The 26,871-nt window shown below is 58.9% G+C and carries 22 protein-coding genes and 2 pseudogenes; 15 read left to right on the forward strand and 9 right to left on the reverse strand.

The window, feature by feature from the left end:
* Positions 1 to 311: 311 nt before the first annotated feature.
* Positions 312 to 599: pseudogene (locus tag AC22G6_RS17600) on the forward strand (IS3 family transposase); the annotation flags it as partial.
* A 126-nt stretch (positions 600 to 725) separates the two neighbouring features.
* Positions 726 to 3,299 (forward strand): mechanosensitive ion channel domain-containing protein, encoded by a 2,574-nt coding sequence (locus AC22G6_RS17605; RefSeq protein ID WP_108977010.1) that lies wholly within the window; start codon positions 726 to 728, stop codon positions 3,297 to 3,299.
* A 27-nt stretch (positions 3,300 to 3,326) separates the two neighbouring features.
* Here AC22G6_RS17605 and AC22G6_RS17610 read toward each other — a convergent pair whose 3' ends face one another.
* The gene (locus AC22G6_RS17610; protein ID WP_108972064.1) at positions 3,327 to 3,560 is read right to left on the reverse strand and encodes a hypothetical protein; all 234 of its coding nucleotides are present in this window, start codon (positions 3,558 to 3,560) and stop codon (positions 3,327 to 3,329) included.
* A 490-nt stretch (positions 3,561 to 4,050) separates the two neighbouring features.
* Between AC22G6_RS17610 and AC22G6_RS17615 the strand changes: the two genes are divergently transcribed.
* The 10 genes and pseudogenes from AC22G6_RS17615 (at position 4,051) to AC22G6_RS17660 (ending at position 17,772) form a co-directional block, all read left to right on the forward strand.
* Positions 4,051 to 5,097 (forward strand): Lnb N-terminal periplasmic domain-containing protein, encoded by a 1,047-nt coding sequence (locus tag AC22G6_RS17615; protein ID WP_108972063.1) that lies wholly within the window; start codon positions 4,051 to 4,053, stop codon positions 5,095 to 5,097.
* Between the two features lie 3 nt (positions 5,098 to 5,100).
* A complete protein-coding gene (locus tag AC22G6_RS17620; protein WP_487367850.1) occupies positions 5,101 to 7,365 on the forward strand; it encodes a patatin-like phospholipase family protein in 2,265 nt (754 codons plus the stop codon).
* A 160-nt stretch (positions 7,366 to 7,525) separates the two neighbouring features.
* Positions 7,526 to 8,493, forward strand: a pseudogene (locus tag AC22G6_RS17625) (IS5 family transposase).
* A 577-nt stretch (positions 8,494 to 9,070) separates the two neighbouring features.
* Complete coding sequence (locus AC22G6_RS17630) at positions 9,071 to 10,108, forward strand: IS5 family transposase (RefSeq protein WP_487367851.1); 1,038 nt, start codon at positions 9,071 to 9,073, stop codon at positions 10,106 to 10,108.
* 464 nt (positions 10,109 to 10,572) lie between these two features.
* Positions 10,573 to 12,060 carry an efflux transporter outer membrane subunit gene (locus AC22G6_RS17635; protein ID WP_024161576.1) on the forward strand — a complete coding sequence of 496 codons (1,488 nt, stop codon included), beginning with the start codon at positions 10,573 to 10,575 and terminating at the stop codon, positions 12,058 to 12,060.
* Between the two features lie 14 nt (positions 12,061 to 12,074).
* Complete coding sequence (locus tag AC22G6_RS17640) at positions 12,075 to 13,154, forward strand: HlyD family secretion protein (RefSeq protein ID WP_003296523.1); 1,080 nt, start codon at positions 12,075 to 12,077, stop codon at positions 13,152 to 13,154.
* Positions 13,155 to 13,157: 3 nt separating this feature from the next.
* Complete coding sequence (gene rbbA / locus AC22G6_RS17645) at positions 13,158 to 15,920, forward strand: ribosome-associated ATPase/putative transporter RbbA (RefSeq protein ID WP_173581427.1); 2,763 nt, start codon at positions 13,158 to 13,160, stop codon at positions 15,918 to 15,920.
* Position 15,921: 1 nt separating this feature from the next.
* Positions 15,922 to 17,052, forward strand: coding sequence for an ABC transporter permease (locus AC22G6_RS17650; RefSeq protein ID WP_487367852.1), 1,131 nt, complete (start codon positions 15,922 to 15,924; stop codon positions 17,050 to 17,052).
* Positions 17,053 to 17,099: 47 nt separating this feature from the next.
* Positions 17,100 to 17,561 (forward strand): phasin family protein, encoded by a 462-nt coding sequence (locus AC22G6_RS17655; protein WP_273134848.1) that lies wholly within the window; start codon positions 17,100 to 17,102, stop codon positions 17,559 to 17,561.
* Entirely contained in the window at positions 17,551 to 17,772 is a 222-nt protein-coding gene (locus tag AC22G6_RS17660; RefSeq protein WP_487367853.1) for a KR domain-containing protein, read from the forward strand. The genes AC22G6_RS17655 and AC22G6_RS17660 overlap by 11 nt, the downstream gene beginning before the upstream one ends.
* Here AC22G6_RS17660 and AC22G6_RS17665 read toward each other — a convergent pair.
* The 8 genes from AC22G6_RS17665 to AC22G6_RS17700 all read right to left on the reverse strand — a co-directional run bounded on the left by AC22G6_RS17665 (position 17,682) and on the right by AC22G6_RS17700 (position 23,087).
* Positions 17,682 to 19,292 (reverse strand): diguanylate cyclase, encoded by a 1,611-nt coding sequence (locus AC22G6_RS17665; protein ID WP_110391854.1) that lies wholly within the window; start codon positions 19,290 to 19,292, stop codon positions 17,682 to 17,684. The genes AC22G6_RS17660 and AC22G6_RS17665 overlap by 91 nt on opposite strands.
* 193 nt (positions 19,293 to 19,485) lie before the next feature.
* A complete protein-coding gene (locus tag AC22G6_RS17670) occupies positions 19,486 to 20,886 on the reverse strand; it encodes an ISL3 family transposase (RefSeq protein WP_487367854.1) in 1,401 nt (466 codons plus the stop codon).
* 3 nt (positions 20,887 to 20,889) lie between these two features.
* On the reverse strand, positions 20,890 to 21,165 hold the full coding sequence (locus tag AC22G6_RS17675; protein WP_487367855.1) for a hypothetical protein: 276 nt from the start codon (positions 21,163 to 21,165) through the stop codon (positions 20,890 to 20,892).
* Positions 21,166 to 21,169: 4 nt separating this feature from the next.
* Positions 21,170 to 21,478 carry a hypothetical protein gene (locus AC22G6_RS17680; RefSeq protein ID WP_487367856.1) on the reverse strand — a complete coding sequence of 103 codons (309 nt, stop codon included), beginning with the start codon at positions 21,476 to 21,478 and terminating at the stop codon, positions 21,170 to 21,172.
* A 4-nt stretch (positions 21,479 to 21,482) separates the two neighbouring features.
* Positions 21,483 to 22,004 (reverse strand): hypothetical protein, encoded by a 522-nt coding sequence (locus AC22G6_RS17685; protein ID WP_487367857.1) that lies wholly within the window; start codon positions 22,002 to 22,004, stop codon positions 21,483 to 21,485.
* On the reverse strand, positions 22,001 to 22,414 hold the full coding sequence (locus AC22G6_RS17690) for a hypothetical protein (RefSeq protein ID WP_487367858.1): 414 nt from the start codon (positions 22,412 to 22,414) through the stop codon (positions 22,001 to 22,003). The genes AC22G6_RS17685 and AC22G6_RS17690 overlap by 4 nt, the downstream gene beginning before the upstream one ends.
* Complete coding sequence (locus AC22G6_RS17695; protein ID WP_487367859.1) at positions 22,411 to 22,800, reverse strand: HepT-like ribonuclease domain-containing protein; 390 nt, start codon at positions 22,798 to 22,800, stop codon at positions 22,411 to 22,413. The genes AC22G6_RS17690 and AC22G6_RS17695 overlap by 4 nt, the downstream gene beginning before the upstream one ends.
* Positions 22,797 to 23,087 carry a nucleotidyltransferase family protein gene (locus AC22G6_RS17700; protein WP_487367860.1) on the reverse strand — a complete coding sequence of 97 codons (291 nt, stop codon included), beginning with the start codon at positions 23,085 to 23,087 and terminating at the stop codon, positions 22,797 to 22,799. The genes AC22G6_RS17695 and AC22G6_RS17700 overlap by 4 nt, the downstream gene beginning before the upstream one ends.
* A 261-nt stretch (positions 23,088 to 23,348) precedes the next feature.
* Here AC22G6_RS17700 and AC22G6_RS17705 point away from each other — a divergent pair, with 261 nt between their 5' ends.
* From AC22G6_RS17705 to istB, 3 genes are read left to right on the forward strand one after another with little or no spacing between them, the layout of a single operon-like run.
* The gene (locus tag AC22G6_RS17705) at positions 23,349 to 24,269 is read left to right on the forward strand and encodes a hypothetical protein (RefSeq protein ID WP_487367861.1); all 921 of its coding nucleotides are present in this window, start codon (positions 23,349 to 23,351) and stop codon (positions 24,267 to 24,269) included.
* 56 nt (positions 24,270 to 24,325) lie between these two features.
* Positions 24,326 to 25,846 carry an IS21 family transposase gene (gene istA, locus AC22G6_RS17710; protein WP_110391889.1) on the forward strand — a complete coding sequence of 507 codons (1,521 nt, stop codon included), beginning with the start codon at positions 24,326 to 24,328 and terminating at the stop codon, positions 25,844 to 25,846.
* 28 nt (positions 25,847 to 25,874) lie between these two features.
* Positions 25,875 to 26,627 (forward strand): IS21-like element helper ATPase IstB, encoded by a 753-nt coding sequence (gene istB, locus AC22G6_RS17715; RefSeq protein WP_110391856.1) that lies wholly within the window; start codon positions 25,875 to 25,877, stop codon positions 26,625 to 26,627.
* Positions 26,628 to 26,871 lie beyond the last annotated feature (244 nt).

Here is a 26,871-nt window from a genome sequence, read left to right on the forward strand (position 1 = left end):
CTGCTCTGTTTCAATCACACCCTCTTCAAGAACATTACTCACGCGGTATATCGGCCATCTGTAACGCAATCAATACCAAAACTCATAACCTGAAAGGCATAATCCACTCTTTCCCATCGTTATCACCAAAATCCAGACGGTCAAACCCAAAGAGCCACAGATGATCGCTCACTAGGCTGTAATGCTTCAGAGCGAAGTGGCATTGTGAAACACCCCGAGGTTTGATGGAGGCTCCAACTCTTGAGAAGATGTAGCGAAGAACAAGTTAAACAAGTCTTCCCCAGAGGTGCGCGAGCGTGCGATGCGGATGGTCCCAATACGTCTCTATTCGCTATACAGACCGTCTTGCAGCAGCTGGCGTGGAGCCGTCAGTTGGTAGAAGGGGCGAAAGCTACGATAACGCTTCGGCAGAGACCATCAACGGGCTCTGCAAAGCCGAGCTCATTCACCGCCGCGCACCATGGAGAAACAAGGCAGCATTAGAAATGGCGACGTTGGAATGAGTGGCCTGGTTCAATAACCACCTACTAATCGCACCCATCGGCTATATCCCGCCTGCGAAAGCTGACGCAAACTACTACAGGCAACTCGCCAATCAAATAGCAATTGCGGTCCGATTTAAACCAACCGGCCTCCACATAAACCGAGGCGCTTCAGTTAAGCTGGGCTCTTTTGATGCTAAGTCTTCATTTCGAAAAAATATTTTTTGCAGGACCGCTAATTCCATGAATTCATTCTTGTCGCCTTCCCGGAAATTGTGGTCAGTTTTCCTGATTACCTGGACTGGGCTAGTGCTGGCCTTGCCGGCCGCTGCGCAAATGTCTGTGCCATTTATGAATGCACCTGCGGCAACCGCACCCGAGAGACAGGTAGAAGCGCCGCAGAAGGACATCACGGTCGAAGAGTTAGACAAATTGCGTAAAAGCGTACTGGCTGACATTGCGCGCATCGACAAATCGCCCGGTCGGCAAGGGGGCGCACCCCAAGGCGCATCAGACAAGGAATTGTCCGATCGCTACAATTTTCTGAAGTATCTGGCTTTTTCCTATCAGCAGCATATCAATGCGCTGAACGATCGTGTCGAACAGGAAAAGCAGAGGCAGCAGATTGAGTCGCGCATACAACTCTGGCAGGGATTTTCTGATCCCCCACCGTATTCGATTTTACTGGTCGATCGTTTGCGCGCGGAACTGCAGAATAACCTTCTCACCCTGCGCGGTCAGGAAGCACAACTGCAAATCATCGATGGACAAATCGAAAATGCTCGGCTGCTTACCGCCAAGAGCCAGGTTCGGGAGCGGCAAGCGCGGGAGCGCATGGAAGAAAGCCGGCAAGAAAGAGATGAGGAACGAATGCGTTGGCAATATCAACTGGCTGAGCTTGAGGCGCGTGCGAATGCCGCCTATCTGGCTAAGTTGGTTGTCGAGCGTCAGGCAGTTGATGCCCGCCGCGCTGGCGATCAACTGGAGGTTGATCTGAGTCGCCGGATGATTGAGGCAGCAGAAGCTTCTGTCAGCTTTTCTGAAACGGATATTCGGTCCATCAGAGAGCGTATTGCCGAGCGACGGGACGACTATCTACAGCAACTCGAGACCAATTCCACGGCGCGAGAAGCGGCGAACAAGACGGTGGCGGACCGGCGCGCACAGTTGAATGCGTTGACTCGAAAATTGGCTGATCTGCGTGGTTCGCTCTACAAGGGTCGACAGGATCTGGCTGCAGAAGAGGCGAAGCTCAAGAAGGAACAGGAGGAAAACACCGGGTTGTTGCGAAAGATCAACCCGTTGCGCGCCATCGAACGAAGCAAGACCGAAAGTGTGATCAAGCGCATGAAGGGTCAAGTCGCTGATCTTGACAGAAGGGTTGCGACAACAGAGGCCGACGTCGCAACGACTGACCACGAACTGACATTGGCTGAGGCACGCAGGAATAATGTGGCAACCTCACTGGAGATGATCAGCAACCAGTTGATAGGACTGGATATCCAGTTGGCCTTTTGGGAGATGCGCTATGACGTGGCCCTCGCCAGTCAGGGTCAACATCCCGATTTGCGCAAGATCTACGAGGGCAGTCTTAGCCTGATAACAAAGCTCGATCCGGTCATTCGACATATCGAGGCACAACTCAAGCTGACACTGGACTCGATCAACAAACATGAGCGGGTACGTCATGGCCAGATCGAGCACATGGAGCAAAAGTTCCATCAGCAGATGTTGGAGATTCTTACGGATCGCCAGCTGGTTTACTTGAATGGATATAGTGAACTCGAGGAATTGCGGCAACTGGTGCAACGCGGGAGAGCGGAATTCGAGTCCGTTTCAAAGGGGTTGGGATTGGGCGACAAGGCTCAGCAAGGGCTGTCCAGTTTCGTCAACGGAGCGCGCAAAGTCTGGTATTACGAACTTTTTTCTATCGAGGATACGCTTGAGGTTGACGGACGCAAGATTACCGGGACACGAAGCATTACTGTTGCCAAGGCATTCGTGGCTGTGGCGATACTGGTGATTGGTTACTTTCTGATAGCGGTGCTGACACGCTGGTACTTCCGTGTTGCCGTAAGGCGCATGACAATGGATGCAACGCAGGCACGGATTGCCCGCAAATGGATTCTCGCCTTGAGCATTGTCATCCTGCTGCTGGTCAGTTTGGCGATTGTCAAAATCCCTCTCGCAGCCTTCGCCTTCCTTGGCGGTGCTATTGCCATCGGCGTTGGTTTTGGCATGCAAACAATGCTGAAAAACCTTATTAGCGGCCTGATGCTTCTGATTGAGCGCCCATTCCGGCCCGGCGATCTGGTTGAGGTTGGAACCGTCCTTGGTGTAGTTACCGACATCAATGTGCGCTCATGCACTATCCGTAACGTCAACGGCATTGATACTCTGGTGCCGAACAGCACCTTCATCGAGCAGAATGTCACCAACTGGACACATAGTAGTCGCAGCGTGCGCTTTGCGGTAAAGGTTGGTGTCGCCTATGGGACATCGCTCCAGAAAGCCACCGCACTTTTGCTGGAGTTGGCCGTGAATCATCCGCAGGTTGCTCGGACACCCGCCCCAGAGGCTTTGTTCGAGGATTTTGGCGACAACGCCCAACTGCTTGTCCTTTATGTCTGGCTAGAGATCAGCGCCAACATGCCGACAACACGGAGCGTGCTCAGCGAGTTGCGCCTGTTGATTGCTGCGAGATTTGCCGAGCACGGCATTGTCATTGCGTTCCCGCAGCGTGACGTGCATCTCGACGCCAGTGCGCCACTGGTTGTGCAGGTCATGCCGAGTACGGAAACGGGAACCGATAAATAAAAAGTCGGTGCAGGTGGGACGGCACGGTTAGCACCGCTCAGCGGGCAGATAGCCTTTCGGGTATTCCTTCAGGCCGGGTAGATAGGTTAAGGCAACGATGTTACGCATATTCATAACGACTAAGCCGCCTTGGGGATGAGGTAGGGCATAGAAAGGCAGATCGTAGATATGGTTAAGTTTCGAGAACAAATCGGGCTGGCTTGCGAGTTCGCCCTCAAGATTCACCAGCAGCCGGTGGCTGCCGGCCATCTCGAAAAGCACGTGGCCTTTATAGTTCTCGCCGGGGTTTGCTCCCGTTAATTGGGTAAAACCGCCGTCGGTCGCCCAATTGCTCAGGGCGGCAGTGTTCTCGGTAAGTCGTCGTTGTGGGGGGCTTCGAGCAGGGAAATGGGCAGGGCAGTGAGAAAAGCGATGCGGCTGATTGCCGCGGACTGCAATACGGTACAGGTACGCTCAGAGTCGAGAATCAGCGTCTTGTTAGCGAACAGGCGCCAGGACTCAAGCTGGTGATGATTTCCTTTTCCAGTGCGGTATCATTCTGCGCGAACTCGATAACCCCGTCGGGGACTGCATGCGCACGTATTTTCATGTCCACACTCCTCACATCGAAATTTACAGGATGTATGCTACCTCAAACTGGAATGTGGTATTTGAATGCCGTATGCCGTACGCCGTATGCCGTATGCCGTATGCCGTATGCCGATTGTTGCACTTCAGACTTGAAACCGCCAAGTTAATTTTAGAGTGAGGAATGCAGACATTGCTATTACGCTTTTTCCGCGTGTTAAGCACGCTGCTGTTCGGGATGCTGGTGCTTGGGAGTGCAGTATGGGGCGGAGGGTTTATTGCCTATGCGGGGCCAGCCAATAGCTTTGCACGTTTTGGCCTGATTGCCGTCCTGGCTCTGTTTGCCATCTTTGCCGTCTTTGCAATTACTCGACGGCGCTGGGAGCGGGTTGCCCCCTACTTTGTCCTGCTCTCCCTTCTCATGGTTTTGTGGTCGCAGCTGGAGCCTAGCAATACGCGCGATTGGCAGGATGAGACGTCCTTGTTGCCCCATGCCAAAATCGAAGGCGATTTTGTGACAGTCTATAATATCCGCAACTTCACCTACCGCAGCGAAACGGACTTCACGCCATCTTATTACAATAAACGTTTCGATCTGCGGAAACTGGAGGCGGTTGATCTGGTGACATCTCACTGGATGGGGCCAGCGATTGCGCATGTGTTTTTAAGCTTTGCCTTTGCCGATGATGAGTACCTGGCGATTTCGATCGAGGTGCGTAAGACCAAGGGTGAAGCCTACTCCAACCTCAAGGGGTTCTTCCGCCAGTACGAGCTCTATTACGTGGTGGCGGATGAGCGGGATGTGATTGGCGTGCGCACCAATTATCGGCAGGATCCTCCGGAAGACGTTTATTTGTACCGCACAAAGACTTCGCCCGAGAACCGGCGCCGCCTGTTTCTGGAGTACATGAACAGAATCAACGCACTGAGCGTGCAACCGGAGTTTTATAATTCGCTTACGACGAACTGCACGACCGCAATATGGATGAATACTCGTGTCAATCCGCAGCAGCTTCCATTTAGTTGGAAAATTATTGCAAGCGGTTACGTTCCAGAATATCTCTTTGAAATGGGCAGGCTGCAAATGGACGATTTGCCATTTGTGGAGATTCAAACGCGCGCGCACATCAATGCCAGGGCACGAGCCGCAGGAACGGATCATGAATTCTCGAAGCGAATCCGGACATTGATGCCGGGTGCAGCCGTAGAGGCCCTGCGTTTTGGTGGCTAAGGAATGATTCTTAAAGGGCTTGGAATGCACGGTCAGTGTATGCGTGGGATGGTGGCTTTCTGGATTGCCGTGGCATCCTTATTCTCGGGAATGACTCCGCTGGCAAAGGCGGATGAGCCGCGTGGTGAAACCGGATCTGCCATGCGTCCGAAAATCTGCCTGGTGCTGTCCGGTGGCGGTGCGCGGGGTGCGGCGCACATTGGCGTGCTCAGGGTACTTGAGGAGTATCGCGTACCGGTTGACTGCATTGCCGGCACCAGTATGGGGGCCCTGGTCGGTGCGGCCTATGCAACAGGACTCACTTCGCCGGAAATGGACCGGATCGTGGCAGGGATGACTACCGGTTTTTTGATCAAAGAAAAGCCGCCGCGGCAGGAACTGAGCATGCGACGCAAGCAGGATGACTACCTGAGCTTTTTCGGTCCTGAGTTCGGTGTGGGCGAGGGCGGCCTCAAGCTTCCCAAGGGTTTGGTTAGCGGTGTCCAGATCGAAACCGTATTGCGGCGCCTATCCAAGGTGCAGGGCTTCTACCGGTTTGATGACTTGCCGATTCCTTTCCGAGCGGTGGCCACGGATCTGGTGACTGGTAAAGCGGTCATTTTCAAGGAAGGCGTGTTGGCGAACGTCATGCGTGCCAGCATGGCTGTGCCTGGTGCGGTGGCGCCTGCTGAATTCGACGGGATGATTCTTGCTGACGGCATGTTGACCAGCAACTTACCTGTGCAGACCGCACGAGAAATGGGGGCGGACATTGTAATTGCCGTTAATGTCGGCACCCCGTTGCTGAAGCGTGAGGAATTGAGCTCCATTTTTGGTGTTGCAGGACAGATGCTGAGCATTCTTACGGAACAAAATGTGCAGGCATCGCTGGCGTCGATGAAGCAGGATGATATTCTGATTTCACCGGAACTCGAAGGGTTTTCAACAGGTGATTTTGATCGCTTGGCAGAAATCTCTCCACTAGGAGAAGCTGCGGCGCGTATGGTTTCCGAGCGGCTGAAAGCACTTTCCATTCCGCAAGAAGAATATGCTGCATTACGCGTCCGCCAGACGCAGGTTATGGCATCCGATACTCGCCCCATTGACGATATACGCTTCAGCGATTTCAAACACATCAACCCGCAAGTGGCGCGACAATCCTTGATTACTGAAGTAGGCAAACCAGCGGACCAGGCAACGCTCGACGCTGATTTGCGCCGTCTCTATGGTACAGGCGATTATGAGCGCGTGGCGTACCGCTTTATCGATGACTCCGATAAGCGGGTCCTGATGGTCGATGCGATCGAGAAGTCTTGGGGGCCAGATTATGTACGTTTCGGTCTCGGACTGTCGTCTGATCTTAATTCTGAGTCGAATTACAACCTGCTGGCCAGCTATCGCAAAACCTGGATCAATTCCTTTGGAGCCGAGTGGCGCACAAATTTTAAAGCTGGCACCCCCAATGGTTTCCTCAGCGAGTTCTATCAACCACTCAGTGCGGAAGGTCCCTTTTTTGTCGCTCCTTACGTGGGATATGAAAGTCGTAAGACCGACGTTTATCAAGGAGATAACCGCATCGCGACCATTAGTTACCGTACCAGCAAGGTCGGGTTGGATCTGGGGACGCAGTGGAAGGAGTATGGTGAGGCGCGGATCGGTCTGCTAAAAGGCGTCCGCTATCCGAAACTTGATACCGGCCCGACCAGCCTTGCGCCAAGTGCATCTAGCATTGCTCAAGCGGCGTTCAGGGCGAGCTTGCTGCTTGATCAGCTTGATAATACATCGTTCCCTCGAGATGGCTGGTCAGTTAGAGCAGAAATATTTAAATCGCATAGGTCGCTAGGCGCTGACGACAACTATACGAAATGGAGTGCCGATAGCACTATTGTTCGTTCATTCGGTTCACATAGTTTTAATCTTTCGTTTAAGGCCGGGGGACATGTTGGTCAGGGCCCGTTGCCACAGTACGACCTGTTTCAACTGGGTGGGTTTCTGAGCTTGTCTGGCTATACGACGGGCCAGTTGCTCGGAGAGAGACTCGCGTTTAGCCGACTTATGTACTATCGGCAAATATTTGATAGCGGACTGCTTGAAGGGGGCTATGCAGGCGTATCACTTGAAGCAGGAAAGGTTGGTAATCCGCTTGTGAGGGGAAGTCCCACAGGTTTGCTGAAGTCTGCCAGTATTTTTACAGCCATAGATACCCCGCTCGGGGCAGTTTATCTTGGGTATGGGCGCGCGGCGGCCGGTGATTCCAGTTTCTATTTCTACCTTGGCAAGCCCTACTAACGTGTGACGGCATTCAGCATTATGCAGGGCGCTAATTGTGCATGATAAGAAAAGGAGAACAGGGATGGTTCGACGTACTAACAGGATGATGCAAAAGTCAGTGAACGACCCATCAAGCTGCTTGTCATAGAACCATCTCCAAACTCCCGGTACTGCAACGATGCGCGGCCAACTAGACCCCCAGTCCTCGATGTTCCATTATTTCTCGCCGGAATCGCGTCTGCCTGCCGATCATCCGCTGTGACGAGTGAAGCGTTTGGCGGATCGAGCCCTTGGTGTGATTTGCGCGGAATTGGATGCGCTTTACTCGTCGGTCGGCCGTCCGTCGATTCCGCCAGAGCGTCTGCTCAAGGCGCAACTGATTATCGCGCTGTATTCGGTTCGCTCCGACCGGCAGTTCTGCGACCAACTCGACTACAACATCCTGTTCCGCTGGTTCCTCGACATGGATCTCGAGAGTCCGACGCTGGACCAATCGAATTTCAGCCGTCTGCGTGAGCGCCTGGTCGCCACTGACGTAGCCCGACGCTTCTTCGACGAGGTCGTCAAGCCGGCCCAGAAGCAGAATCTGCTGTCCTCGGACCACTTCACGGTAGACGGCACGCTGATCGACGCCTGGGCCTCGTTCAAGAGCTTCAAACGCAAGGACGGCACCCCGCCCAATGACGTTGTCCATGGCACGGGGATGGTCGACTTCAAAGGCGAGAAGCGCTCGAACGCCACGCATCAAAGCACAACGGACCCCGAGCACCGTGCGGCCCGGCAGTTGCTCACGTGAGCGCGACGCAGGCACATTCACCCCGAGACACTGGATGCGGACAAGGGCTATCACGTGAAGGCGTTCGTCGAGCATCTGCGCGAGCTTCAGATCCGTCCGCACATTGCGCGCATCAAGGATCGGAAGACGCCTGGACTGGATGGGCGGACCACCCGGACCGAGGGCTACCGGGTCAGCCAGCGAAAGCGAAAGCGCGTCGAGGAAATATTTGGCTGGTTGAAAACGGTCGGCGGGTTGAGAAAGACCCGCTTCATCGGCCAGGCGAAGACCCAAATGGCGGCCTTTATTCCGGCGCTGCATACAACCTGCTCCGAATCGCGAAATTGAGCGTTACGGAGGTGAAGGCATGAGCACAAGAGCTCAAATGGACCTTCGCGGCCGCCGTTGCGGCCACGACGGCACTTCGAAAGCAGCGACAAAGATATTTCGGAAAACGATGTCACGATGAAATTCGACCTGAACCTCAGTGCTGACGCGGTATCGCCGGTTTTTGCATCATCCTGCTAACTCATGCACCGATTAATAACTCCGGAAGGCTGACCAGAGTGAATTCGAGCACCAAACGACAACACTTTTCGATAGCGTTTGCTGAGCAAGTGGGAGATACTGCGAAAATCAGACAACCGATCCTTGCTGCGCTCCTTGGCTTTCTCCCGCCAGTTGGTTGCGGCGGAGGGTGCGAATGTGCAGGTGCAAGGAACATCGACGGTACCCACTGGAATGGAAATGCAGAATCTGCAGCACGCGTTGAATGAAAGAGCGATTAGCCAGCAGCAGTTTGATGCGGTACGAATAAATCGCTGAGTCGATCCAGATAGTATTGTGCCAATATCGGTATTTAAGGTATCCCTTACGGGCGCCTCGAAAAACCTCCGCTTTGCCCGCCCTTGGTAAAATTACGAGGTCCTGAACCTACAGCCTGCACCGATGAAACCGCTTAGCGCTATCAAGACTGACCTGTTCGCTGACGAGCATCACCGCAAGAAGATCGACTCGCTGGGCGACCCGTTGGCCGACATCGAGTCGCACATCGACTTTGCGTCGTTGGCGGCCGAGGTGGATAAGGTTGCGCCGCGCCCGGTGAGCGCGCAGGGCGGGCGTCCGCCGTACCCGACCGAGACGATGGTGCGGATCCTGGTGCTGAAGCGTCTGTACAACCTGTCCGACGAGCAGATGGAGTACCAGTTGCTCGACCGGATGAGCTACAAGCGCTTCTGCGGACTGGCGAACGCGACCAACGTCCCGGACCGCACCACGGTATGGACCTTCGAGAACCGGATCGGTGAAGCGGGCGCGAAGGCGCTCTTTGACGGTGTCTCGGCGCAGCTGCTCAGGAAGGGTTTCATCGCGCGTGGCGGTCAAATCATCGACGCCACCTTGGTACCCGCCCCCAAGCAGCACAACAGCCGAGGCGAGAAGGCGCTGATCGAGCAAGGTGCGATGCCCGCCGACTGGAAGCCTGCGAAGCGGCGCCAGAAGGACATCGACGCGACCTGGGCGAAGAAGCACGGCAAGAGTCACTTCGGCTACAAGCTCTCGATCAACGTCGACAAGAAATACAAGATCATTCGCCGAATCGAGACCGACACGGCAAGTACGCACGACAGCCAGCACTTCGACAACGTCTTCGATGCCGCCAACACGAGCCGGGATGTCTATGCCGACCGGGGCTACCCGTCCGAGGCGCGTGAAGCCCGGCTCAAAGAGAAGGGCTTCCGGAATCAGATCCAGAGGAAAGGCAAGCGCAACAAGCCGCTGTCCGAGTGCCAGCAGCGGCGTAACCAGCGCATCGCCAAAACGCGCGCCCGGGTCGAGCACGTGTTCGGCGCCCTCGAGCAGATGGGTGGCAAGTTGCTGCGCACCATCGGCCAGGCGCGGGCGAGCTTCGCGATGACGATGATGGCCGCCTGCTACAACCTGAAGCGACTGGTCTACTTCCGGAAGGCCGGAATCGAGGCCTTCTGACGCCCGAAATGGGCCGAATCGCCGATGCCTGGGGCGATTCGAGGCAAAAACGGGGCAACTCCGCCGAGAAACACGGTGGGTTGCCAGAGAAATTGGACCGAACTCGGTCGCCGTCATCATTGCGCGGAGGAATTCGCTGAAACCTCGGGTTATTCGAGGTGCCCACGTATAATTAAAAATAACCGTCCAGTCGTTTGTTTTCAAATTTCACGATGCAAGCCAACTCAGAGGCGCGAACGAACCCGGCACATTGGGATGTGACACAGGAAGAGCACCTCATCAACCAGCCAGGGGACACGGGGATGCACATATCAACAAGGAGATGAAGTGGGCTTGACAGCACTTGCAAGCAGGAAAGGAAGGCCTGCGGACATCGGCCACGAACTCCGCATTGCGTGGGTGGCAGCTATCCCCTCCTCTGCAACCAGACCCTCTTCAGCCCGATACCCGTACGGAACGTGACCATGCCCCCAGCTTCCCTGTTGTTTCCTGCGTTCAGCTTGCGCACTGCCTCGTTGGCCCTGAGCGCCGTCGTCTTGACCGGCTGCATGTCGCTCGCTCCGGCGCCAGACACCCCGCCGCTGCCCGTGCCCGAAGCCTGGCCTGCGCATCTTGGATCAGGCACCGACGGCGCCCACGCGGGAGAGCTTGCCTGGCAGGCGTACTTCACCGACCCCCTGCTGCAACGCCTCATCGAGACCGCGCTGGAGAACAACCGCGACCTGCGCTTGGCCGCGCTGCGCGTCGAGGAAGCCAGCGCCACATTCCGCATTCAGCGCTCGGATCGTTTTCCTGCCGTGGGCGTGGGCGCCCAAGGTGGACGCGCCCGCGTCCCTGGCGATCTGAACATGTCGGGCCGATCGCAGGTGGGCGGCGAGTATCGGGCCGAGGTGGGTTTGAGCACCTGGGAGTTGGATCTGTGGGGCCGGGTTCGCAACCTGGAGGACGCCGCCCTGCAAAGCTGGCTGGCCTCCGATGCGGCGCGCCAGGCCGTCCATCTGGCGCTGATCGCCCAGGTGGCGGACGGTTATCTTGGCTTGCGCGAGATCGACGAACGCGTGGCTATCGCTCGGCAAACCGTGACAACCCGCGAGGAGTCTTATCGTATCTTCCGGCGCCGCGTCGAAGTCGGCGCGACCTCGAAGCTGGACCTCACACAAGTCCAGACTTTGCTGAACCAGGCTCAGGCGCTGCTCGCCCAGCTTGAGCAAGCCCGCGCCACGCAACTGCACGCGCTGGCGATGCTGGTGGGTGCCGATCCTGGCCCGCTGCCCACCAAGGTGCCCTTCGATGAAACGACGGTGCTGGCTGAGCTGCGGGCCGGTCTGCCTTCGGAGCTGCTGGTCAGTCGCCCGGACATCATTTCCGCCGAACACCAATTGCGTGCCAGCGATGCCCACATCGGCGCGGCCCGCGCGGCGTTCTTGCCGCGCATTGCGCTGACTGGCAGCTTCGGCACGGCCAGCTCCGACTTGAATGGCTTGTTCGATTCCGGCAGTCGCGCCTGGACCTTCATGCCCACCCTGTCACTGCCCATCTTCGATGGCGGGCGCCGACGCGCCAATCTGGAACTGAGCGAAGTGCGCCGCGACATCGCCGTCGCCGGATACGAAAAAACCATTCAAACAGCCTTCCGCGAGGTGGCCGATGCGCTGAGCGCAAAGCACTGGCTGGCTGAGCAGTTGACGATCCAGAGAGCCAACCTGGAAGCGCAAAGCGAACGCGCACGGCTGGCCCAGTTGCGCTACGACAACGGCTCGGCCGCCTTCCTGGAGGTGCTGGATGCCCAACGCGATCTGCTGGGTGCCCAGCAACAACTGGTACAGGCGCGCCGCGCGCTGCTGTCCAGCCAGGTGGCGCTGTATGCCGCGCTCGGCGGCGGCACCCTCGCCGCAACCGGCGAGGCACAGGGTGCGGCCTCGACCCCCGCTTCCACCCCATCAACCCGTTAAGGCACGCCGAACCCATGACTGTCTCCCCCTCTCTCAAGAAAAAACTCCTGGTCGCTGCCGCTGCAGCGGTTGTTATCGCGCTGGCCTGGTGGGGCTGGACGGAGCTTGCCGACAGCGGACCCGGCGAAGGGTTCGCCAACGGCAATGGCCGCATCGAAGCCACCGAAATCGACATCGCCACCAAGCTGCCCGGACGTATCGAAGACATACTGGTGCGTGAAGGCGATTTCGTCGCGGCGGGCCAGCCACTGGCCAGGATGCAACTGGAGACACTTGAAGCGCAGCGCGACGAGGCTCAGGCCATGCGCCAGCAGGCCGAGCACGGGGTGACCGCAGCGCAGGCGCAAGTGGCACTGCGCGAGGCCGACGTAACTGCCGCCCTGGCCCTGGTCGGCCAGCGCGAGTCGGAGCTCGATGCCGCGCAGCGGCGTCTGGCACGTTCGCAGACCCTGTCCCAGGAGGGCGCCGCCTCGATCCAGGAACTGGACGATGACCGGGCGCGTGTACGGGGCGCACAGGCGACGCTCGAGGCCAGCAAAGCGCAGGCCGCCGCCGCCCGCGCCGCAGTCGAGGCAGCCAAGGCGCAGCTTGTCGGCGCGCAGTCCAGCGTGCACGCCGCCACGGCCAGCATCAATCGCATCGAGGCCGACATCCGCGACAGCGAACTGCGCGCCCCGCGCGACGGACGGGTGCAGGTGCGCGTGGCGCAACCCGGCGAGGTGCTGGGAGCGGGCGGACGCGTCCTGAACCTGATCGACCTGTCGGACGTCTACATCACCTTCTTCCTGCCCGAGACCGTGGCCGGCCGCGTCGGGCTGGGCTCCGAGGTACGCATCATTCTGGATGCCGCGCCGGAGTTTGTGATTCCAGCCACCATTTCCTTCGTCGCCAGCGCGGCGCAGTTCACTCCCAAGACGGTGGAAACCGCCAGCGAGCGGCAGAAACTGATGTTTCGCGTGCGCGCGCAGATTTCGCAGGAGCTGCTGCGTGAACACCTGGACCAGGTCAAGACCGGGCTGCCCGGCGTGGCCTGGGTCAAGCTCGACGCCAATGCCGAATGGCCCCAGACCCTGACCGCTCGCGTGCCGGAGTAAGGTATGAGCCACAGCGCGCAGCTCGCGACCGTTGCCAGTGTCCATCAGGTAAGCCTGCGCTACGGCGACGTCATTGCCCTGGATGGCATCGACCTGGACATTCCCGCCGGGCGGATGGTCGGCCTGATTGGCCCCGACGGCGTCGGCAAATCCAGTCTGCTCTCATTGCTGGCCGGTGTGCGCATCATCCAGGAGGGCACGGTCGAGGTGCTGGATGGCGACATGGCCAGCAAGGCCCATCGCACGCAGGTGTGCCCGCGCATCGCCTACATGCCGCAGGGGCTGGGCAGGAACCTGTACCCGACGCTCTCGGTCGAGGAGAATCTGCAGTTCTTCGCGCGGCTGTTCGGTCATGGCGCCGCGGAACGCCGCCAGCGTATCGACGAACTGACCCAGGCCACCGGCTTGTTCAAATTTCTGGCGCGACCGGCAGGCAAGCTCTCCGGGGGCATGAAACAGAAACTCGGCCTGTGCTGCGCGCTGATTCACGACCCGGATTTCCTGATTCTCGATGAGCCTACGACCGGCGTGGATCCGCTGGCACGCGCGCAGTTCTGGGATCTGATCGAACGTATCCGCGCCGATCGCCCCGGCATGAGCGTGATCGTGGCCACCGCCTACATGGATGAGGCGCAGCGCTTCGACTGGCTGGCCGCCATCGACGACGGCAAGGTCCTCGCCACCGGCACACCGCGGCAATTGCTGGAAAGCACAGGCAGCCCGAACCTGGAAGAGGCATTCATCCGCCTGCTCCCGGAAGAGAAAAAGCGCGGGCACGAAGCAGTGGTCATTCCCCCCTTGCCGGATGGCGGCACGGACGATATCGCCATCGAGGCCGAGGGGCTGACCATGCGCTTTGGCGGCTTCGTCGCCGTCGACAGCGTCTCCTTCCGCATCCGGCGCGGTGAAATCTTCGGCTTCCTCGGCTCCAATGGCTGCGGCAAGTCCACGACCATGAAGATGCTCACCGGCCTGTTGCCGGCGAGCGAGGGGCGGGCCTGGCTGTTCGGCCACGAAGTGGACCCGCATGATCTGGACACCCGCCGCCGCGTCGGCTACATGTCGCAAGCGTTTTCGCTCTACAGCGAAATCACGGTACGCCAGAATCTGGAGTTGCACGCCAAGCTGTTCAGTGTGCCCCCGGAGGACATTCCCGGTCGCGTCGATGAGATGGTGGAGCGCTTCGGGCTGGTGGACGTCATCGACAGCCTGCCGGCCAGTCTGCCGCTGGGCATACGCCAGCGCCTGTCGCTGGCCGTTGCCATGGTGCACAAGCCCGAGCTGCTGATTCTGGACGAGCCGACCTCCGGCGTCGACCCGGTGGCGCGTGATGCGTTCTGGCGGCTGCTCATCGAGCTGTCGCGGCGCGACCGGGTGACGGTCTTCATTTCCACTCACTTTATGAACGAGGCCGAACGCTGCGACCGCATGTCGATGATGCATGCCGGCAAGGTGCTCGACAGCGACGTGCCCGCCAGACTGGTCGAGAAACGCGGCGCCAAAACCCTTGAAGAGGCCTTCATCGGCTACCTCCTCGAAGCCGAGGGCGGCACAGCCGCCCCGCCCAGCCAGCCTGAGGCCGACAATCACGAGGAGCCGCCATCCGCGGTACCCGCTGAACACCGCGGGCACCGCTCTGGAGGCTTCAGCTTGCAGCGCATGTTCAGCTATCTGTGGCGCGAGACACTGGAGCTGCAGCGGGATCCGGTCCGCGCTACCCTGGCGCTGGGCGGTTCGCTGCTGCTGATGTTCGTGATCGGCTTTGGCATCACCATGGACGTCGAGGATTTGAGCTATGCGGTGCTCGATCGCGACCAGACCACGCTTAGCCAGAGCTACACGCTGAACCTGGCCGGATCGCGCTACTTCACCGAGCACGCGCCGATCGTCGACTACGAGGACCTCGACCGGCGCATGCGCAACGGCGAACTGTCGCTGGCCATCGAAATCCCCCCTGGCTTCAGCCGCGATGTATTGCGAGGCCAGAACGTGCAGATCGGCGCCTGGCTCGATGGCGCCATGCCGCAACGCGCGGAAACCGTCCAGGGCTACGTTCAGGGCATGCACCAGCACTGGCTGCTGGCACAGGCCAGCGAGCGTGGCGGCGCCAGCGCAGCCGGCAATGCCAGCGTCGAGACGCGCTTTCGCTACAACCCCGATGTCAAGAGCCTGCCGGCCATGGTGCCGGCGGTGATTCCGCTGTTGCTGCTCATGCTGCCTGCGATGCTGACCGCGCTGGCGGTGGTGCGCGAGAAGGAGACGGGCTCGATCACCAATCTCTACGTGACGCCGGTCACGCGCATCGAGTTCCTGCTTGGCAAGCAACTGCCCTATGTCGGTCTGGCCATGGTGAACTTCCTGCTGATGAGCCTGCTCGCGGTCACCGTCTTCGGTGTGCCGGTCACGGGCAGCTTCTTCACCCTGTCGCTGGCCGCGCTGATCTTCTCCTTCGCCGCGACAGGCATGGGGCTGCTGGCCTCGGCCGTCACGCGCAGCCAGATCGCCGCCATGTTCTTTGCCATGATCGGCACCATCATTCCGGCCACCCAGTTCGCCGGCCTGATCGATCCCGTGTCCTCGCTTGAAGGCTCCAGCAAGTTCATCGGCGAGATCTACCCCGCCACGCACATGATCTCCATCAGCCGTGGCGTGTTCAGCAAAGCGCTCGGCCTGGCCGATCTGGCGGGGCCGTTGTGGTCGATGCTGCTGTCGGTTCCGGTGATTCTCGGTGCGGCCGTTTTGCTACTCAAGAAGCAGGAGCGCTGAGATGAGCGGAAGAAACGTTGCCAACATCTACGACCTCGGTGTCAAGGAGCTGTGGAGCCTTTGGCGTGATCCGATGATGCTCGTACTCATCGTCTATGTGTTCACCGCGTCGGTCTACACCAAGGCCACGTCCATGCCGGAGACGCTGCACAACGCGCCCATCGCCATCGTCGACGAGGATAATTCGGCGCTGTCCCAGCGGGTTGCCTCGGCCTTCTACCCCCCGCAGTTCACCCAGCCGGCCATGATCGACTATAGGGACGTGGACCCGGGCATGGACGCGGGGCTGTACACCTTCGCTCTGGTCATTCCGCCCAACTTCCAGCGCGACGTGCTGGCGGGGCGATCGCCTGCCGTGCAGCTCAATGTCGACGCCACCCGCATGAGCCAGGCCTTCACCGGCAGTGGCTATATACAGCAGATCTTCACCGGCGAAGTCAATGAGTTCGTCAAGCGTTACCGCGGCACCGACGCGCCACCCGTGGATCTGGCATTGCGCGCACGCTTCAACCCGGCACTGGACAAGGCCTGGTTCGGCTCGGTGGTGCAGATCATCAACCACATCACGCTGTTGTCCATCATCCTGACCGGCGCAGCGCTGATCCGGGAGCGCGAGCACGGCACCATCGAGCACCTGCTGGTGATGCCGGTTACACCCGCGCAGATCATGCTCTCCAAGGTCTGGTCGATGGCCCTGGTCGTGCTGATCGCCTCCTTCCTGTCCCTCAATCTCATGGTGCGCGGCGTCCTGGGCGTTCCAGTCGAGGGTTCCATTGCACTGTTCTTCGCTGGCGCGGCGCTCAGTCTGTTCGCCACCACGTCGATGGGCATCTTCCTCGCCACCCTGGCGCGCAACATGCCGCAGTTCGGTATGTTGATGATGCTGACCATCATGCCGCTGCAGATGCTCTCGGGTGGCACCACGCCACGCGAAAGCATGCCCGAGATAGCGCAGAACATCATGCTGATCGCACCCACCACCCATTTCGTGGAACTGAGCCAGGCTATCCTCTACCGGGGCGCCGGCCTGGAGACGGTATGGCAGCCGTTCCTGGCGCTGGCCCTGATCGGCACGGTGCTGTTTTTCCTGTCGTTAGCACGCTTTCGCAAAACGATCGGCCAGATGGCCTGATCGTTTGACCGCCCGAGTGGGCACTCAACCCAGTAAGGAGTTTGACCATGAGCAATGAAACCATCCCTCTCAACCTGTTCAAGGCGAACCTGGAACTGCAGTTGCGCCTCCAGCGCCTGGTGCAGGAAAACGGCCAGCAATGGTTGGAGAACGCCACGCGCGCGGGCAAAGACGGCATTGCCGAGTCCGGCGCGGAAATCGAAAGCCTGCTCAAGGCCCAGAACTGGCAGGAACTGGCCACGCTGCCCGCACAAGCCTTCTGGCGTCAGTTCCAGTACCACGTGGGCGGCGCGCAGGCGCTGACACAAGTCGCGATCAAAAACCAGACAACCTTCACCCAAGGCCTGCAAATAGCTATTCAAGACTGGCAGAAATCGGTTACGCAGGCCGTAGGCCAGGGCGATGCGGTACTCCCGTTCCAGGATATCTTCAAACAGTGGGGAGCCGTGTGGGCCTCGGCGCAGGATAAGGAGGCACCGGGCAAGACCGGTGGCCGCAATGCCGGCTGAACAACGTACCGCCCTGGTCACGGGCGGCAACGGTGGCTTGGGCGAGGCCATCGCACGAGCCTTACACGATGTTGGCCATACCGTGATCGTCGTCCACTCGCCAGGCGGGCCACTGTCGGCTTATTGTGCGCAGCGCACTCGGCCGTGGCAATTTCCCGTCACTCCTTGTGTGCAAGTGACTAGGTTGCGCCCGCCCTTCTTCGACTCGTAGAGCGCCTTGTCGGCACGTGCGACAAGGCTTGCCTCGGTATCCCCAAGCATCCAGGCGGCCACGCCAAAGCTGCACGTCACCTTGCCCACGGAAGGAATGTCCGAACTTGCAATCAGGTTTCTGAGCTTCTCCGCAGCGGCCATGGCAGCCTCGCAATCGTCGTCCCTGAGAAGCAGAACGAACTCTTCGCCACCCCAGCGGCCGAAGAAGTCTGTGACGCGAACCTCAGTGCTGACGAGATTAGCCAATGCCTTCAGCACCTCGTCGCCAACATTGTGTCCGTAGGTATCATTGATGCGTTTGAAATGGTCGACATCGAACATGACCAGCGCCATCGGCGTGTTGGTCCGGCGCTTCCTTTCTGCCTCATCCCCGAGCACCTTGGCGAACCGCAACCGGTTGTTGACGCCGGTCAGAGGGTCGGTAGTGGCCAAGTAGTCCTTCTCCTTCAACAATCGCTCTGCGATGTCGAGCAACTGATTGAAGCTCCGTGAGATGCGACCGATTTCATCCGGCGTGTCGGCAGGGATGCGAATTTGAAAATCCTGGCTGGCAGCGATGAGCTCCATGCTTCCCAGTGCGCGATCCAGTGCGCGTAGCAAGGCAACGGTCGCCGATATGGCCATGATGACGACGGCAAGACCAATCCCCAGCGTAATGATCACTCCTAAACGCATGGAGCTTCGAAGTTGCGTGAGTTCGAGTTCCGCTTTTTTCTCGATTAACTCTAGCGAATAGTCCTCGACGACCTTCAGACGATCAACCGCCACGGTTGCCATTGACCACCAGGCTTGCACATCGAGCGTCTGCGGAAGCTTGCCAGCGGCGGCGATTTGCGCCAGTGTCTCCAGCGTCTGTGCAACTTCCAGTCCCGAGAACTCCTGGGCAAGCCTTTCGCGTAGTTCAGGCGACGCATCCAGTCCGAACTTGCGCAGTTCCTCCTCTTGGAGACTCTTGAGACGGAATAGTCTATTGAGCACGACGGAATCGTCGCTCTTGTGTTCGGTCCAGTAGCCCAGAGTTGCCCGAATCTGTCCGAGATTCTCCTTTACTGCCATTAGGTGCGTATGCGCAACCATGTCGGTCTTGGCAACGGCTGCTTCGGGCTCACTGGTAAGTCGATCCATTTCGTCGGCGAGACGCTGGAGCAGCTTGCTGTAGCTGTCTAGGATCGCCAGGGGCGTTATCCTCCCCGTCGCCGCTTCCGTCCGCAGTTGGGTAAGAGCCATGCCAAGACTGGCGATGTCGCCACGGATTCCGGCTAGAGCCGCATCGGTATGCCGAACTTGTTCGGCGAGCGCTTGGGCATTTGTTTTGGAATGGTTGATGGCCGTCATGCCGCGCTCTCTCTGCAACTCGTGCGCAGCATGGGAAAGAGCGACGACAGCGCTGACGTTTCGCACCACTGCCTCGATAGCTTGGGACTGCGTTAGGTAAGCCTTGTATTGGAGCCACAGGGCGAGGAACATGCCCGAGACGGCCACTAACCCAAGCAGCAGGATTTTTTGTCGCAGTGTCATTCTATGCCCGTAACTGCCCTAGGCAGGGTCTGAAAGCAGGGCATTTTATGTCGAAACCAAGCGGACGGCTGGCTGCTTGTGGCCGGTAGCACCCACCAGTCTCTGCGTCACAATGCGGAGCTTCAAAAATAACGGATGGTTGGAGCATCTATCTAGGAATATCGGCTATCCGGATTTGGCTGTGTTTGAGCCATCAGAGCTTGCCTGACTCAATCAGCTCGGTCAGTGTGTTTATGTCCGCTCCGTAGTTCTTGGCCGGTTCGCCCATCTCGTGTGTTTCAGCCTTCTTTCCTGGCGCCCTGACCATCATCCTGGCCAGACCTTCCATGCCCTGACCCGGCACGCCGTAGCCCATCACATCGTCGGCCGCGAAGTCCATCACCACAGGCTCGCGCCTGCGCTCGAATTTCGGCTTGGCCAGGGTCTTCTTGTGTGCGCCCTCGGTGAACAGAATCTTGGCCCGCAGGGCCTCGAAGCTGTAGCCGCGCCCCAGCCGGTTCATCACCCGGATCAGGCTATTCAGGCTCTCGGTGTAGGCGTTCGTCACCGGGTGGTCGAAGTAGCCAAGAATCCACGGTTGCCAGTTCGTCCAGGCTCGGATCAGGTCACAGTAAGCGTCCCGCACCTCGGGCACCACAGCCTTGTTCCAAGCCTCGTAGGCCGCGATGGCGGCCTGCGGGCTACCCGAGCCCTCGTAGATGCCGTAGAAGCCCTCCTTGAGGCTGTACGCGGCCCCCAGCTCAGGGTAGTTCTTCGTCCAGCCGTCTAGCAGCAGCCGTTCCTTGTCGTTCAGATCGCGCTCGCGCTTGAGCAGCACAAAGCGGTCGTGCATCAGGCCCCGGCGCTGCTTCGGCGTCAGTTGCTCGCGCAGAGATTTCCTGACCTTCTCCACCGCGTCGTTGGCCATCCGAACGACGTGGAACTTGTCGATCACGATCCGGGCGTCCGGCAGCACTGCCGTGACGGCATCACGGTACGGCGTCCACATATCCATGGCCACGTACTGAACTTCCTTCTTCCCTTGCAGGTTGTAGAGGTAGTTCACCACCGTCTTCTTGTCCCGGTTCGGGAGCATGTTCACGATGGTGTTGTTGTGGATGTTGCTGATGACGCAGCGAGGCCGGATCAGGTGAATCTCGTCGATGCCCATCCACTTCGGCGTCTCGAATCGGAACTGAGCTTCCAGCTCGTTCACGTAGTCGCGGAAGATGTTGCGGATCGTCTTCTCGTCCAGGCCGGTGTCGTCGGCGATGCTGGCGAAGGTGCGCTTCAGGCTCTGCTGGCCGATCCACTGACACAGCCGTTCGGTCATCTCCCGCTTGGCGTTGACCGCCGGCAGCGCTTCCATGAAGGTCTTGCCGCAGGACTGACAACGCCAGCGGCGGGTATCCACGTAGATCGCAAGCCGCTTGCCGTGTGTCGGCAGGTCGCGGATGACTTGCTCGTTGCGACCGTGGCCGATCAGCCGGTCAGAGCCGCAGGCCGTGCAGATGCTGGGAGGGTTCGAGACTTCGGCGTAGACGTGGTAGTCGTGGTCGGTTTCCTCGACCCGCTGCACCTTGAAGTCGGGGAGGTTCAAGATGTTGGCGGGCATGGATCAAGCCGCACTCTGCTTCGATATTGTTTCAGCCCGTCGAAAGGCGCGGATGGATTCAATACCCGTTTGCAACTCGAATGGCATGCCATCACATTGCATGCGCCATTGCTCCTGAAACTCACCCTCGAAGCCACGCGCTGCGGCCTTCCTTTCCAGCCTCTCGTATCGCTTGCGATTGAGATAGGCACGCAACCTGGCCCCAACATCAAAGCCTCGGCTGGAACGTCCTCCAAAGAGAAGCCCGCCGACCAGCACACCGATCAGAAACTCTTCCATATCCTCACCACCTGTTCATGCCGTGATTGGTCGCTTTGCGGATTGCCTCGCGTGCCTCGGACGGCACAGGAACGTTGTCAAGCACAAACAAGCTGTTCAACACTGCCCGCGCAACGTCGCCGCCGAAATTCTCAGCGATCTGCTGCCCGAAGTTGTCAGCGTCTTGGCCAACGTACAGAAGGACGGCCTCACGCAAGCGGAGCTGCCCGAGCATCACGTCTACGGACGCTTGCCGCGCCTGTTCAAGGTCGGCTTGCAACTGCGCGATGAAGCGATCCTGCCGCTGAATCTTCTCGGTCAGCGTTTCGAGCATCACGTCATTGGTAGACATCGCCAGCCCTCACCAGTCCATCGGATTCGCTGTAGCGCAGCCCCGCCAACGCGGGCACGAGCCGCTTGAGCTGCTGCAGGGCATCCAGAATTCGACGGTCGCCCTCCGGCGTGGATTCCACGCCCAGCACGCGGGACAGAGCTATCAGCGATACGCCATCCGACTCCAGCAAGTTGCGCTGGGAGCCAAGCGCCATGAGCACGTTTGCCTCGAATTGCGACGGGGCGGACAGTGGCAGCAGCGAGGGGCGTGAAGCCATACCCGACATGCCTTCGCGGGTCGAGCCAAAAATGAGGTAGTGGCCGTTGTTCTTCGGATCGAACTCGAATTTGAACGGGAGGCTGGTCGTGCAGTTGCCGATGAGCGTGTCGGCAGCACCCTCCTTGTCCGCCAGCGAACTCACGTCCGTCGCGGCCATCCAGAAGGTTTTGCCCGAGCGCGGCTCATAGGTCGTGGGATCGAACACGCCAGAGGGGCCGAACATCGGCGGCTTGTTGTCGTTGCTCATGCTGTTTCCTCGGTATCGAACTGTGCGCGAAGAGCCTGCCTGTGGGCGTCGCTGCCCCAACCGCAATCGTCATGAAGGGCGTCGAAATCAGCACGAGGCCGCAAGTCACGCCGCTCGCGTTGCTCGACGAAGAAGGTGCGTGCGCCGTAGTCGCCGCGCCATGAGACGCTGAAAGACAGGCCGGTCAGCGCGTACACGACGGGTTCAATGCTGGCCCGGTGCTGGCTGTTCATCTGCGTGAGTTCGTCCGCGCACTCATGGCAAGCAATACTGTTTGTGTTGCCGCTGCGCTCGTGCCACTCGGCCACCTCATCCAAGGCAACGGCAAGAAAGCCGATTTGCCACTCGGACAGGCCGGTGTCACTGAGCAAGAACGAAGCCGCCTGTTCGGCGGTGTATCCGGTTTTCATGGTTCCATCCCTTCATGATCGGAGTTGCGGGAGAGCGTCGCGCTCACCTCAGTGATTTGCGCGTGCAGGTCAGGCAGGTTGCCCTGAATCGTCTTCCAGACGATTTCCAAATCCACTTTGAAGTAGCCATGTGCCAATGCGTTGCGCATGTCATTGGCAAGCGCCAATGGAAGTTCAGGGTGCGCCAATGCGAACTCCGGGTGGACTCGCTCGATATTGCGGCTGGCTTCGCCGATCACTTCCAGGTTGCGAATCACGGCATCCTGAATGATCTTGCTGGACAAGAAGCCAAGTTCGTCAACATCGGCCACGTAGGAGTGGATGCGCTCGATGGCTTCAAGGATGTGCCCCAGGTAGTCGGGCAGTCGCTGGGGATCGCGGCTCATACGGGGCTAGCCTCCGCGAGCACGGCAGCGCGGAACTTGTCCGGCAGTCCGTTGGGCGTCAGCACGTCCACCGGCACGCCGAGCAGCTTGCGCAGCTCTAAGCGGATCGCGCTGATGTCGAACAGCGTCGTTTCCGGCGTCGGGTCGATGAGGAGGTCGAGGTCGCTGTTGTCGGTGTCCTGACCGCGCAGCACGGAGCCGAACACCCGAGCATTCCGGGCACGGTGCGACTCGACCACATGCCGGATCGCGGCACGGTTCGAGGCCAAGGCTTCAGAGGGTTTCACGTCTTCTTCTCCCACAACAAAATCCGGTTTAATGATAGAGCAACGCCGCACGGCAGACAACAACAAAATCCGGTTTTACGCCAAGATGACATGAGCCGGTTCAGTGGCTGGAAACACACTCAAATCCGGATACCCGGAATATCTACCTCTTGACAAACAACTCTCGCCGGCTAAACTGTTTAGAACTTCTACCAAAATGCCATGCCGCGACCCCGATCCCCACAGAGCGACCACGATTTCCTGGCCCGCGAAATTGCCGCCTTGACCCAAGGCCAATCCCGCTCGTGGGCGCACATCGGTTATTTACTGGATCGTATCGACCAAACTGATTACTGGCGAAATGAGGCCAAGTCCTTCACCGAATGGCTGAAAGGCCACGCTGAAAGCCTGGGACTCAAGGAATCAACGCTCTGGCGCTACCTGACCGCTGGCCGCTACTACATCAAGTTACGCGAGGCGCTCACAGGGCGCGGCGTTTCCTGCCCCCCACTGGGGGAACTTCCTGACAAGGTAAGCCCTGAGAACCTCGAACTTCTTTCCAAGTTGGCTCGGGTCGCCCCGGATAACGCCCTGCAACGCCTGGCTGAACAGGTAATCTCGGGTGGCATTACCCGTGCGGAACTACGCACGGTATGGCAAGCCTATCGTCCTGCGCTTGGCGGGCGGACCGCCCGCGGCCTTGGTGTTCCGCCACCACGTATCAACTTGCGCAACCGTGAGCAGTTCGAGAGCCTAACCGAAGCCATGGTCTTGACGTCGTTGGCTTCAGGAGATCCAAGTTGGTCCGGGATTCGGAATCCCGATCTCTACGAACTCTTTATGCACATTAGCCCAGAAAGTGATGGTGCAACCCCTCGCCGCTACATATTCGACGCCGTTGCCGTTATTAGGGATCGCAAGAGTGATCCACTACAAATCCACGGCATCGAGATAGCGGGTGGATTTCATGTGAACTGGTCAGGGAAACTGGAAGGGATGGCGCCGTATTTCAATTTCCTCTGGATTGCCGTTCCAGAGCAGGCGGAGCGGATTGAGAAACTGACCGTCCCCGACTTCGTGGGCATCCTGCGGGTGATGAGCGGTCATGTCGTTGTTGAACGCCCGCCACGGCAATCCGATCTGCTAGGAGGCCGTGTTCTGGAAATGACCAAGGGGCTGCTGCTGAAATCCCTCAAGCGGTGATTTTTTTGAGAACAATAATCTAGCCGGCTAATCCTATGCCGAACAGGAGATTGCCCATGAAACAGATTCGTGACGTGCTGCGGCTTGCCCTCGAGAACGGGTTGAGCCAGCGGCAAATCAGCGCCTGCCTCGGAATCGCCCGCGGTTCCGTCAAGGATTACCTGACCCGTTCTGCGGCGGCAGGACTATCTTGGCCGCTACCCATCGACATTGATGACGCAGCCCTGGAGCGGCGACTGTTTCCGCCATTGTCGGTCTTGGAGAATGGCCGTAAGCCCGAACCGGACTGGGCCGAGATTCACGAAGCCATGAAACTCAAGGGTGCAACCCTGCAAGGGGTTCACTTGGAATATCTGGCCTGCCACCCTGATGGGCTTGCTTACAGTTCGTTCTGTCAGGTTTACCGAGACTTCAAGCAGACCCTCAAACGCTACATGCGCCAGACGCACGCTGCCGGCGACAAGGTATTTGTCGATTATGCCGGGCCGACGCTACCCGTCATTGATCCCAAGACCGATGAGAAAAGGATGGCGCAAATATTTGTCGGCGTGCTGGGAGCATCCAGCTACATCTATGCCGAAGCGGTTTGGAGCCAGCAACTGCCCAACTGGATCGCATCCCATGTCCGAATGTTCGAGCATTTCGGCGGCGTGCCGCAGGTCGTCGTCTGCGACAACCTGAAATCGGCAGTAACCAGGGCCAGCCGGACGGATCCTGATGTTCATCCGACCTACCTGGATATGGCATCCCATTACGGCACCGTAATCTTCCCCGCGCGGCCCTACAAGCCAAAGGACAAGTCCAAGGCGGAAAACGGTGTGCTGATCGTTGAACGCTGGATCATGTTCCGTCTGCGCAAACGGGTCTTTACCAGCCTGGCGGAACTCAACCGGGCGATTTCGGATTTGCTGACCGATGCAAACAGCCGCCCTTTCCAGAAACTCAAGGGCTGTCGCCGTGAGGCATTTGAGAAGCTGGATCGCCCGGCATTAAAGCCGTTGCCGCAGACGCGCTACGCCTTCACCGAGTTCCTGCGACTACGAGTCGGACTCGATTACCACATCGAAATTGCCGCCCACCATTACAGTGTCCCGTGTGTCCTGGTTCGTCAGGCGGTGGATGTCCGGCTGACGGCTGACACGGTGGAGGTGCTGCACGGCGGCCGGCGAGTGGCCAGCCATGCTCGCGGCCATGGCCCCGGAAGGACCACGGACCCCCTGCACATGGATCCTGCTCACCGACATCTGGAGACCTGGACCATCGAGGACGAATTGGACTGGGCCATTTCAGTCGGGCCGAACACCCACATGTTCCTGCAAGGAATGTTCGCTCGGAAGGTGCGCCGGGACATGGCCTACCGTTCGGTGGCGGCCCTGAAATCCGTGGCGCGGGAGGTGGGGCCGGAACGTCTGGAAGCCGCCTGCACGCGCGCCCTGCAAATCGGTGCGACGGAGATCCACAACGTGAAATCCATCCTGCGCACGAACATGGATCGCATGGCGTTGCCGGAGCCAGCCCATGAGGAGGCGACCTTCGATCATCCCAACGTGCGCGGCGCCGGCTATTACTGCCATTGATCCAAGACGACTTTTTTAGGAGACGACGATGTTGATTCAGCAAACCTTGACCAAGCTTCACTCCCTCAAACTCTCCGGCATGGCGCAAGGGTTTGAGGAGCAATTGTCCAACGCCGCCGCCCATAGCCTAGCCTTCGAGGATAGGTTTGCCATGCTAGTCGACCACGAGGCGACTCATCGGGAGAACCAGCGGCTGCGGCGCTTGCTCAAGACGGCGAAGTTGAAGGTGGCGGCCTGCGTCGAGGACATCGACTATCGTCACAACCGTGGTCTGGACAAAAGCATGATGGCGTCCCTCCTGACCTGTCAGTGGATCGAGCGTGGTCTGAATATGATTCTGACAGGGCCGACCGGTTGCGGGAAGACTTGGCTGGCCTGCGCCTTCGGCAATCAGGCGTGCCGAATCGGCAAAACAGTCTTGTTTCATCGCCTGCCGCTGCTGCTGGAGGACTTGCAGATCGGCCATGCCGACGGCAGTTTCCATAGGCGCTTGGCGTTGCTGGCCAAGGCAGATTTGCTGGTTCTTGACGATTTCGGGCTGGCGGCACTGAATGCTCAGGGGCGAACGGATCTGCTTGAAGTGGTCGACGCGCGAAGTGGTGGGCGCTCGACGATCATCACGAGCCAGTTGCCGGTGGATAAATGGCATGACTACTTGGGTAGCGCAAATCCGACCGTCGCCGATGCCATTCTGGATCGGCTGACAAGCGGTGCGGTGCGTCTGCCGATGCGTGGCGAGTCGATGCGAAAAGTGCGGGCGCGAGAAACTGGGACGGCCTGATGTTCTGGCCTACTTTGACCCATTACGGGTGGGCAGTTTCAATCAGAACAGCCGGCCAGTTTGTGGCATTACAGGTGGACAGTTTCCATCATAACGGGTGGCGATATTGGGTCAGAATACGCAATTTCGAGGTAGCTCGTTATATCTAGTAGCATGAGTGCCCCCCCCTGCCGTTTGCCTTGTTCCGACTGTTGACGGCCAGTTCGCCTCACCCGATGTAGGAGCTTGCGGCCTCGCGTGCCGC

This window comes from Parazoarcus sp. PS-13 R2A (assembly GCF_057621855.1).